Source organism: Aeromonas sp. QDB25, assembly GCF_027707725.1.
GTDB classification, from domain to species: Bacteria; Pseudomonadota; Gammaproteobacteria; order Enterobacterales; family Aeromonadaceae; genus Aeromonas; species Aeromonas caviae.
On the sequence record NZ_JAPCIZ010000014.1, the window covers coordinates 18,859 to 29,259 of the forward strand.

8 protein-coding genes are annotated in these 10,401 nt (G+C 64.2%); all 8 read left to right on the top strand.

Annotation, left to right across the window (positions count from 1 at the left end; all coding sequences use genetic code 11):
* Window positions 1-17 precede the first annotated feature (17 nt).
* The 8 genes from nuoG to nuoN all read left to right on the top strand — a co-directional run bounded on the left by nuoG (window position 18) and on the right by nuoN (window position 10,217).
* Window positions 18-2,747 (top strand): NADH-quinone oxidoreductase subunit NuoG, encoded by a 2,730-nt coding sequence (nuoG, locus tag PG883_RS07110; protein WP_010675032.1) that lies wholly within the window; start codon window positions 18-20, stop codon window positions 2,745-2,747.
* The gene (gene nuoH / locus PG883_RS07115) at window positions 2,744-3,709 is read left to right on the top strand and encodes an NADH-quinone oxidoreductase subunit NuoH (protein WP_010675033.1); all 966 of its coding nucleotides are present in this window, start codon (window positions 2,744-2,746) and stop codon (window positions 3,707-3,709) included. The genes nuoG and nuoH overlap by 4 nt, the downstream gene beginning before the upstream one ends.
* Window positions 3,710-3,799: 90 nt before the next feature.
* Window positions 3,800-4,342, top strand: a complete 543-nt coding sequence (gene nuoI, locus PG883_RS07120; RefSeq protein WP_010675034.1) for an NADH-quinone oxidoreductase subunit NuoI — start codon at window positions 3,800-3,802, stop codon at window positions 4,340-4,342.
* A gap of 9 nt (window positions 4,343-4,351) precedes the next feature.
* The gene (gene nuoJ / locus PG883_RS07125; RefSeq protein WP_010675035.1) at window positions 4,352-4,891 is read left to right on the top strand and encodes an NADH-quinone oxidoreductase subunit J; all 540 of its coding nucleotides are present in this window, start codon (window positions 4,352-4,354) and stop codon (window positions 4,889-4,891) included.
* 79 nt (window positions 4,892-4,970) lie between these two features.
* Window positions 4,971-5,279 (top strand): NADH-quinone oxidoreductase subunit NuoK, encoded by a 309-nt coding sequence (gene nuoK / locus PG883_RS07130; RefSeq protein WP_010675036.1) that lies wholly within the window; start codon window positions 4,971-4,973, stop codon window positions 5,277-5,279.
* A complete protein-coding gene (gene nuoL, locus PG883_RS07135) occupies window positions 5,276-7,123 on the top strand; it encodes an NADH-quinone oxidoreductase subunit L (protein ID WP_010675037.1) in 1,848 nt (615 codons plus the stop codon). Before nuoK ends, nuoL begins: the two co-directional genes overlap by 4 nt.
* Before the next feature lie 69 nt (window positions 7,124-7,192).
* Entirely contained in the window at window positions 7,193-8,710 is a 1,518-nt protein-coding gene (nuoM, locus tag PG883_RS07140; RefSeq protein ID WP_010675038.1) for an NADH-quinone oxidoreductase subunit M, read from the top strand.
* A gap of 43 nt (window positions 8,711-8,753) precedes the next feature.
* Window positions 8,754-10,217, top strand: a complete 1,464-nt coding sequence (gene nuoN / locus PG883_RS07145; RefSeq protein ID WP_010675039.1) for an NADH-quinone oxidoreductase subunit NuoN — start codon at window positions 8,754-8,756, stop codon at window positions 10,215-10,217.
* Window positions 10,218-10,401 lie beyond the last annotated feature (184 nt).

Consider the following 10,401-nt stretch of genomic DNA (forward strand, 5'->3'; position numbering starts at 1 on the left):
GGTTTCAGGGAAGTTGTATGGCAACCATTCATGTAGACGGTAAAGAGTACGAGGTAGACGGGGCAGACAACCTGCTGCAAGCCTGTCTGTCGCTGGGTCTGGACGTCCCCTATTTTTGCTGGCACCCGGCGCTCGGTAGCGTCGGTGCCTGCCGCCAGTGCGCGGTCAAACAGTATCAGAATGCCGACGACAAGCGCGGCCGCCTGGTCATGTCCTGCATGACCCCTTCCACCGATGGCACCTATATCTCCATCGAGGATCAAGAGGCGAAGGAGTTTCGCAAGACAGTGGTGGAGTGGCAGATGACCAACCACCCCCACGACTGCCCGGTGTGCGAAGAGGGTGGCGCCTGCCACCTGCAGGACATGACGGTGATGACGGGCCACAACAGCCGCCGCTACCGTTTCACCAAGCGCACCCACCAGAATCAGGATCTGGGCCCCTTCATCAACCACGAGATGAACCGCTGCATCGCCTGCTACCGCTGCGTGCGTTATTACAAGGATTACGCAGGTGGCGAGGATCTCGGGGTCTATGGCGCCCATGACAACGTCTACTTCGGCCGGGTCGAAGATGGCACTCTGGAGAGCGAATTCTCCGGCAACCTGGTGGAGGTCTGTCCCACCGGCGTCTTCACCGACAAGACCCACTCCGAGCGTTACAACCGCAAGTGGGACATGCAGTTCGCCCCCAGCATCTGCCAGGGGTGCTCGGTCGGCTGCAACATCAGCCCGGGTGAGCGCTACGGCGAGCTGCGCCGCATCGAGAACCGTTTCCACGGTGCCCTGAACCACTATTTCCTCTGCGATCGCGGCCGCTTCGGCTACGGCCACGTCAATCTGACCGACCGCCCGCGCCAGCCCCTGCTGCAGGATGGCAGTGACAAGCTGGCCATCACGGTGGATGGCGCCCTGAACCGGGCCGCGGATGCGCTGCGCACCGCCAGCGGCGTCATCGGCATCGGCTCACCCCGCGCCTCCTTGGAGAGCAACTTCGCCCTGCGCGAACTGGTGGGGGCCGCCAACTTCTACTCCGGGGTCGAGCAGAGCGAATGGAAATGCCTGCAGAAGATGCTGGACATTCTGGAGCACGGCGGCGTGCGCACTCCCAGCCTGCGCGACATGGAAGAAGCCGACGCCGTGCTGGTGCTCGGGGAAGATGTCACCCAGACCGCCGCCCGCATCGCCCTGGCCCTGCGCCAGGCAGTGAAAGGCAAGGGGCGCGAAATTGCCCGCAAGCTGAAGGTGGACTTGTGGCAGGTCGCCGCGGTGCAGACGCTCGCTCAGAATGAACGCTACCCGCTGCTCATCACCAGCCTGGATCAGACCCGTCTCGACGACGTGGCCGCCGATACCCTGCATGCCCCCCACGCGGATCAGGCGCGCCTCGGGTTTGCCATCGCCCACCTGCTGGACGCCAGTGCACCGGCGCCAACGGATCTCTCCCCCGAACAGCAGGCCCTCGCCGCCCAATGGGCCGACCTGCTTGGCAACGCCAAAAAGCCCCTCATCATCGCAGGCAATGGTGCCCGCAACGAGGCTCTGATCGATGCGGCCAGCAACATCGCCCGCGCCCTCAAGGGCCGTGGCCAGGCCGCGGAGCTTGCCCTCGTGGCTCAGGAAGCCAACAGCCTGGGGCTGGCCATGCTGGCCCGGCATGCCGCCCCGCTGGAGGCAGCCCTCGAACGCATGGAAGGGGAAGAGAGGCTTGCCCTGGTCGTTCTTGAGAACGACCTCTACCGCCGAGCCCCCCGCAGCCGGGTGGACGCCGCCCTGGATCGCCTGCAACACCTGCTGGTCATCGACCATCAGGAGACGGCCACCGCGAAGAAGGCGGATCTGGTGCTGCCTGCCGCCAGTTTTGCAGAAGGCGATGGCACCCTGGTCAACATGGAAGGCCGTGCCCAGCGCTTCTTCCAGGTCTATGCTCCCGCCTTCTACAACGCCGATATCCAGGTGCGCGAGAGCTGGCGCTGGCTGGATGCCTTGCAAGGGAGCCAGCAACCGCGTTCGGTTCGCTGGAACACCTTCGACGATGTGAGTCGCGATTGCGCCGCCAGCGCCCCGCTGCTCACCACCATGGGTGAAGCTGCACCCAACGCCGGCCTGCGCATTCGCGGCATGAAGCTCGCCCGGGAGCCGCACCGCTACAGTGGTCGCACCTCCATGCTGGCGAACCAGAACGTGAGCGAGCCCAGAGTCGCCCAGGATCCCGATTCGCCGTTCGCCTTCTCCATGGAAGGCTACGCCGGTGCCCGCCAGCCCCTCTCCCAGGTACCGTTTGCCTGGGCACCGGGCTGGAACTCCCCCTCCGCCTGGAACAAGTTCCAGGACGAGGTGGGCGGCAACCTGCGTGCCGGGGATCCCGGTCGCCGCCTGCTGGAGCCGGGCGAAGGCAACCTGGGCTGGTTTGGCGCCATCCCGGCCCCCTTCCTGCCCGCCGCATCCCTGCAGGTGGTGAGCTATGACCAGCTGTTCGGTGGCGAGGAGCTCTCCGCCAGAAGCCCGGTCATCCAGGCTCGCATGGGGGAACCCACCCTGGTACTGAACCCGGCGGATGCCGCGCGCCTGGCACTGTCCCCTGACGCACTGGTGGCCTTCTCCTGGGGTGGCAACCACTGGCGCCTGCGTCTGCGCCTGAGCGATGCGCTGGCTCCGGGCCTAGCAGGGTTGCCACTCGGGGTGAACGGCCTGCCAACCGCCCTGCACCACGCCCTGATCGATAACCTGCAGGAGGTCATCGCATGAGCGACTCTCTGATGGATCTGCTGATCGAGGTCGGCAAGGCCCTGGTCGTACTCGTGGGGATCGTGGGGGCTGGCGCCTTCATGAGCTTCATCGAGCGCCGCCTGCTGGCACTGTGGCAGGACCGTTACGGCCCCAACCGGGTTGGCCCCTTCGGCCTGCTGCAACTGGCGGCCGACATGGTCAAGATGTTCTTCAAGGAGGACTGGATCCCGCCCTTTGCGGATCGCCGGATCTTCGTGCTGGCCCCCATCATCGCCTTCACCGCCTTCATCCTGGCGTTTGCGGTGGTGCCCATCACCCCCACCTGGGGCGTGGCGGATCTCAACGTGGGGCTGCTCTATATCCTGGCCATCGCCGGGCTGGCGGTCTATGCCGTGCTCTTCGCAGGCTGGTCGAGCAACAACAAGTACTCCCTGCTCGGCAGCCTGCGCGCCTCGGCCCAGACCCTCTCCTACGAGGTGTTCCTTGGCCTCTCGCTCATGGGCATCGTCATCCAGACTGGCAGCTTCAACCTGCGTGACATCGTCGAGGCCCAGGCCGGCATGTGGAACGTGATCCCCCAGATCCTGGGCTTCGTCACCTTCCTGTTTGCCGGGGTCGCCGTCACCCACCGCCACCCGTTTGACCAGCCGGAGGCCGAGCAGGAGCTCGCCGACGGCTATCACATCGAGTACGCGGGTATGAAGTGGGGTCTCTTCTTCGTGGGGGAGTACATCGGCATCGTGCTGATCTCTTCCCTCATCGTGACCCTCTTCTTCGGTGGCTGGCACGGCCCCTGGCTGCCGCCCTTCATCTGGTTCGCCCTGAAGACCGCCTGTTTCATGGTGTTCTTCATCCTGCTGCGGGCCTCCCTGCCCCGCCCGCGCTTCGACCAGGTGATGTCCTTTGGCTGGAAAGTGTGCCTGCCCCTGACCCTGCTCAACATGCTGGTCACCGCTGCCGTGGTGCTGATGAATGCGTGAGCAAAACGAGATGGACATGACGATGATTCGGCCGTCTGCGGCAAGGAAACGCCCAGGCGCCAGTGCTGATAAATGTGCAGTGAGGCACCTATGAAAATTACGAGCATTATCAAGGGTGTTGGCACCCAGTTGCGCAGCCTTGGGATGGTCTTCTCCCATGCCTGGCGCCCCCGTGAAACCCTGAGCTACCCGGAGCAGCCGGTCTACGCCGCCCCCCGTTTTCGCGGTCGCATCGTACTGACCCGGGATCCCGATGGCGACGAGCGCTGTGTGGCGTGCAACCTGTGTGCGGTCGCCTGCCCGGTCGGTTGCATCTCCTTGCAGAAGTCGGAGCGGGAAGATGGCCGCTGGTACCCGGAGTTCTTTCGCATCAACTTCTCCCGCTGCATCTTCTGCGGCCTGTGCGAGGAGGCCTGCCCCACCACCGCCATCCAGCTGACGCCGGATTTCGAGATGGGGGAGTATCGTCGCCAGGATCTGGTGTACGAGAAGGAAGATCTGCTGATAAGCGGCCCCGGCAAATACCCGGACTACAACTTCTACCGCATGAGCGGGATGGCCATCGACGGCAAACCCAAAGGGGATGCCGAGAACGAAGCCAAGCCCATCGATGTCAAGAGCCTGCTGCCCTAGGAGTCAATCATGGAACTGGCATTCTATGCCGCGGCCCTGGTCGCCGTTTACAGCACGCTGCGGGTGATCAGCACCAGCAACCCCATGCATGCGCTGCTCAATCTCATCATCTCCCTCATCGCCGTGGCCATGATCTTCTTCTGCCTGGGCGCCGCCTTTGCGGGGGCCCTGCAGGTGATCGTCTACGCCGGCGCCATCATGGTGCTGTTCGTGTTCGTGGTGATGATGCTGAACCTGGGGAGCGCCCAGGATCAGGAGAAGAAGTGGCTCACCCCCATGACCTGGGGTGGCCCGGCCCTGCTCTCCCTCATTTTGCTGGGCTTTCTGGCCCACGGCATTCTCGGCGTGACCGGCGGTGAACTGGGTCTGACCGAGGTCAGCGCCAAGGAAGTCGGTATCGCCCTGTTCGGCCCCTATGTGCTGGCGGTGGAGCTCGCCTCCATCCTGCTGCTGGCGGGTCTGGTCACCGCCTATCACCTGGGCCGCGAGGACAAGAGCGGGGAAGTGCTCTCCGTACCTCGTACCACACAGGAAGGAGGTCAGCAATGAGCGACATCCCCGTGGTGAGGCATGGCTCGCTGCCGGCAGCCCGCCCCCTTTCCATCCAGCAAGCACAAGGAGCATGGCGATGAGTGGAATTCCCATGGAGCACGGCCTCCTGCTGGCGGCCATTTTGTTTGCCATCGGCCTGTGCGGCCTGCTGATACGCCGCAACCTGTTGTTTATCCTCATGAGTATCGAAATCATGATGAACGCGTCCGCCCTGGCGTTCGTGGTGGCGGGTAGCCGCTGGGCCCAGGCCGACGGCCAGATCATGTACATACTGGTGATTTCTCTGGCGGCAGCGGAGGCCAGTATCGGCCTCGCCCTGTTACTGCTGCTCTATCGTCGTTACCACACCCTGAACGTGGACACTGTGAGCGAGATGCGCGGATGAGCCTCCTATATCTGACTTTCCTGTTCCCGCTGCTGGGATGGCTGCTGCTGGCCTTCTCCCTCGGCCGCCTCGGCGAGCGCACCTCGGCGCTCATCGGTGTCGGCAGCATCGGTCTCTCGGCCCTCACTACCCTGTGGGTCGGCATCGATTTTCTCAATACCATGCCGGAAGGCGGCGTCTATACCCAGACCCTGTGGCAGTGGATGACGGTGGGCGAGTTCCAGCCCGCCTTCCGTCTCTCCCTGGACGGGCTGTCGCTGACCATGCTGGGGGTCGTGACCGGGGTGGGCTTCTTCATCCACCTGTTCGCCTCCTGGTACATGCGCGGGGAAGAGGGGTATTCGCGCTTCTTCACCTACACCAACCTCTTCATCGCCAGCATGCTGTTCCTGGTGCTGGCCGATGACCTGCTGTTCGTCTACCTGGGCTGGGAAGGGGTGGGGCTGTGCAGCTACCTGCTGATCGGCTTCTACTACAAGGATCGCAACAACGGCGCCGCCGCCCTCAAGGCGTTCGTGGTGACCCGGGTCGGCGACGTCTTCCTCGCCATCGGGCTCTTCGTGCTCTACCGCGAGCTCGGCACCCTCAACATTCACGAGCTGCTGGTGCGATCCCCTGCGATGTTTGCCGACGGCTCCCCTGCCCTGTCGTTCGCCTGCCTGATGCTGCTCGGCGGCGCGGTCGGCAAATCCGCCCAGCTGCCCCTGCAGACCTGGCTGGCGGACGCCATGGCGGGCCCGACCCCGGTCTCGGCACTGATCCACGCCGCCACCATGGTGACCGCCGGTGTCTACCTCATCGCCCGCACCCACGGCCTCTTCCTGCTGGCCCCGGAGATCCTCCATCTGGTGGCGCTGGTCGGTGCCATCACCCTGGTGCTGGCCGGTTTTGCCGCCCTGGTGCAGACCGACATCAAGCGGATCCTGGCTTACTCCACCATGAGCCAGATAGGCTACATGTTCCTGGCCCTGGGGGTCGGTGCCTGGGAAGGGGCCATCTTCCACCTGATGACCCACGCCTTCTTCAAGGCGCTCTTGTTCCTCTCCGCCGGGGCCGTCATAATCGCGACCCACCACGAGCAGAACATCTTCAAGATGGGAGACCTGCGCAAATCGCTGCCGCTGGTCTACGCCTGCTTCCTGGTGGGGGGCTCGGCCCTGGCCGCGCTGCCACTGGTGACCGCCGGTTTCTACAGTAAAGACGCCATCCTCTGGCAGGTGCAGGCCAGTGGCCAGAGCGCCCTGCTGTGGGCCGGTCTGGGTGGTGCCTTCCTCACCACCCTCTACACCTTCCGCCTCATCTTCATCGCCTTCCACGGCAAGGAGCAGACCCAGGCTCACGCCGGACAGGGCCTTGCCCACCATTTGCCACTGCTGGTGCTGCTGGTGCTCTCCACCGGAGTCGGCGCCCTCATCGTGCCACCGCTGGCAGGAGTGCTGCCGGCCGGCCCGGGAGATCACATCGAAGAGGGACGCCATGGCCTCGAGATCCTCTCCGGCGTCATCGCCGTGGCAGGCATTGCGCTGGCCGCCTTCCTCTTCCTCGGCGAACGTCGCCTGGCGAAGGGGATCGCCGAGAGTGCACTGGGGCGGGCTCTGTCCACCCTCTGGTTCAATGCCTGGGGCTTTGACTGGCTTTATGACCTGATTTGGGTCAAGCCCTACCTGCTGGCGACTCGCCTGCTCGGCAAGGATCCGCTGGACAGGATGATGAACCTGCCCGCCGTGCTGGCCCAGGGGGGGCATCAGCTGCTGGCCTGGACCGTCTCCGGCAAGTTGCGCTGGTACGCAGCCTCCATGGGGATGGGCGCCGCCCTGATCCTGGCCCTGCTGCTGCTCGGCTGATCCATGAGCCCAATATTGTGTGGCAGGCTCAGCGCCTGCCCGACTAGAACCTAGATGAGAGCTGATATCGTGACCTTACTCTGGATCTTGCTAATTCCCTTCATCGGCGGCTTGCTCTGCTGGCAGATGGAGCGGCTCGGCGGACAGTTTGTCCGCTGGGTGGCCCTCGCCTCCATGAGCGCCTGTCTGGTGCTCTCCAGCGCCATCTGGCTCGGTGGTGACTTCACCCTCGCCAACCCCGGCCTCCCCGTCTGGGCAGCCGAGTGGCAACAACCCTGGATCCCCCGCTTCGGCATCTCCCTGCACCTCGCCGTGGACGGGCTGTCGCTCCTGATGGTGATCCTCACCAGCTTCATCGGCGTGCTGGCCATCCTCTGTTCCTGGAAGGAGATCGTCCAGCGCATCGGCTTCTTCCACCTCAACCTGCTGTGGATCCTGGGGGGCGTGCTCGGCGTCTTCATGGCGGTGGATCTGTTCCTCTTCTTCTTCTTCTGGGAGATGATGCTGGTGCCGATGTACTTCCTGATTGCGCTCTGGGGCCACTCGGTCACCGATGGCAAGTCGCGCATCAACGCCGCCACCAAGTTCTTCATCTACACCCAGGCGAGCGGCCTCATCATGCTGGTGGCCATCCTGGGCCTGGTACTGACCCACCACGCCGCCACCGGTGTCTTCACCTTCAACTATCAGGAGCTGCTCAACACCCCCATGAGCAGCACGGTACAGTGGCTGCTGATGCTGGGCTTCTTCATCGCCTTCGCGGTCAAGATGCCCCTGGTGCCGCTCCATGGCTGGCTCCCTGATGCCCACAGCCAGGCGCCCACCGCAGGCTCCGTGGACTTGGCGGGCATCTTGCTGAAAACCGCGGCCTACGGCCTGCTGCGCTTCACTCTGCCGCTTTTCCCCGAGGCGTCCGCCGAGTTTGCCCCCTACGCCATGGTGCTCGGCCTCATCGGCATCGTCTATGGCGCCCTGCTGGCCTTTGCCCAGACCGATATCAAGCGGCTGGTTGCCTACACCAGCATCTCCCACATGGGCTTCGTGATGATCGCCATTTACTCCGGCAGCGAGCTCGCCCTGCAAGGGGCAGTGGTACAGATGATTGCCCACGGGCTCTCGGCCGCCGGCCTCTTCATCCTGTGCGGCCAGCTCTACGAGCGCCTGCACACCCGGGATCTGCGCCAGATGGGCGGTCTCTGGGGACGGTTGCGCTACCTGCCCGGCGTGATGCTGTTCTTCTCCGTCGCATCCCTCGGGATGCCGGGGACCGGCAACTTCGTCGGCGAGTTCCTGATCCTCATCGGCAGCTTCCAGGTGGCCCCCGTTATCACCGTCATCGCCACCTTCGGGCTGGTGCTGGCCTCGGTCTACTCCCTCATCATGCTGCAGCGGGCCTGCTTCGGGACGCCCCGGGAGGAGAGCATGCTCAAGGGGCTGGATACCCGGGAACTGACCATGATGCTGACCATCGCCGGCCTCTTGGTGCTGCTCGGTCTTTATCCCCAGCCGGTGCTCGACACCGCCAGCAGCAGCCTCCTGAGCGTGCTGCACTGGTACGCGCTGCCGGGCACGGGGGCGCTGCAATGATGCTTTCTCTTTCGCCTTCCTTGTCCATGTCGGGAGCACTGTCATGACGTTTACTGTTTCTCAACTGCTGGCCCTGCTGCCCCTGTTGCTGACCACGGGGGCCATGGTGGCCCTGATGCTGGCCATCGCCTGGAAGCGCTGTGACGACACCGCCTTCGTGGTCACCATCATCGGCCTCAACCTCGCGCTCTTCTCCCTGCCCATCGTGATGGCCCAAGGGGATCAGGGGGTCACTCCCCTGCTGCAAGTGGACGCTTACGCGGTCTTCTACATGGGGCTGGTGCTCATCGGGGCCCTGGCCACCTGCACCTTCGGTCGCACCTGGCTCAAGGGCTATCCGGACAACCGGGAAGAGTTCTACCTGCTGCTGCTCATCGCCACCGCCGGTGGTCTGGTGCTGGCGGCCTCCCGTCACCTCGCCTCTCTCTTCATCGGGATCGAGATGCTGACCCTGCCCATGTTCGGTCTGGTGGGGTATGCCTATCGCGAGCGGCGCTCGCTGGAAGCCAGCATCAAGTACATGGTGCTCTCCGCCAGTGCCACCGCCTTCCTGCTGTTCGGCATGGCACTGCTCTACGCCCAGGCCGGAAGCCTGAGCTTCAGCGATCTCGGTGTGACCCTGGCCCAGAGCCCGGCTCACCATCCGCTGCTGATGGGGGGCTTTGGCCTGATGCTGGTCGGCTTTGCGTTCAAGCTGTCCCTCGCCCCCTTCCACCTCTGGACCCCGGACGTCTATGAAGGGGCGCCGGCACCGGTGGCCACCTTCCTCGCCACCGTCAGCAAGATAGCCGTGTTCTGCGTGCTGCTGCGCTTCTACCTGGCAGTACCCGCCACCTCGGATCCCATGATCCACTGGCTGCTGGCGGCCATGGCGGTCGTCTCCATCGTGGTCGGCAACCTCCTGGCGCTGATCCAGACCAACATCAAGCGGATGATGGGTTACTCCTCCATCTCCCACTTCGGCTATCTGCTGGCGGTGGTGGTGGCAAGCCGCCTCGGCGAGATGCCGGTGGAAGCGGCGGGTGTCTACCTGCTGATGTACCTGTTCACCAGCCTGGGGGCCTTCGGCGTCATCAGCATGATGTCCAGCCCCTATCGCGGCAAGGATGCGGACTCCCTGCACAGCTATCGCGGTCTGTTCTGGAAGCGCCCCTATCTGACGGCGGTGATGACGGTGATGATGCTCTCCCTCGCGGGTATCCCCATGACGCTGGGCTTCATCGGCAAGTTCTACCTCATCGGCGTCACCGTCGATGCCAAGCTGTGGTGGCTCAGTGGCGCCATCGTGCTCGGCAGTGCCCTGGGGCTCTACTACTACCTGCGGGTCATGGTCACCCTCTACCTGCGTGAACCCGGCATGCAACTGCGCGATGCCAGGGCCGACTGGGCCTTCTCCTCCGGGGGCCTGGTGGTGCTGCTCTCAGCCATTCTGGTGGTATTGCTCGGCATCTACCCCCAGCCCGTCATCAGTCTGGTACAGGGCTTCCAGCACGTGGTGCTGCGCTAGCCTCAGGTTCACAGTTCACACAGCGAAACCGGCCTCCGTGGCCGGTTTTTTATGTCCGCCAAGGCCCGGTCCGGCTTGCCCGTCTGGCAGGCGATACCAGATCGGTCCTCTCAATCCATGCCATATCCTCCAGCAAGCAGCTCGCCGAGCAGCGAGCTGAAGATGGCCTTGCCCCCATCGTGCT

What these genes read in the sequence shown, in the direction of transcription:
- nuoH (WP_010675033.1), top strand. Translation starts at nt 2,744, where the DNA reads ATGAGCGACTCTCTGATGGATCTGCTGATCGAGGTCGGCAAGGCCCTG.
- nuoK (WP_010675036.1), top strand. Translation starts at nt 4,971, where the DNA reads ATGAGTGGAATTCCCATGGAGCACGGCCTCCTGCTGGCGGCCATTTTG.
- nuoN (WP_010675039.1), top strand. Translation starts at nt 8,754, where the DNA reads ATGACGTTTACTGTTTCTCAACTGCTGGCCCTGCTGCCCCTGTTGCTG.
- nuoJ (WP_010675035.1), top strand. Translation starts at nt 4,352, where the DNA reads ATGGAACTGGCATTCTATGCCGCGGCCCTGGTCGCCGTTTACAGCACG.
- nuoI (WP_010675034.1), top strand. Translation starts at nt 3,800, where the DNA reads ATGAAAATTACGAGCATTATCAAGGGTGTTGGCACCCAGTTGCGCAGC.
- nuoL (WP_010675037.1), top strand. Translation starts at nt 5,276, where the DNA reads ATGAGCCTCCTATATCTGACTTTCCTGTTCCCGCTGCTGGGATGGCTG.
- nuoG (WP_010675032.1), top strand. Translation starts at nt 18, where the DNA reads ATGGCAACCATTCATGTAGACGGTAAAGAGTACGAGGTAGACGGGGCA.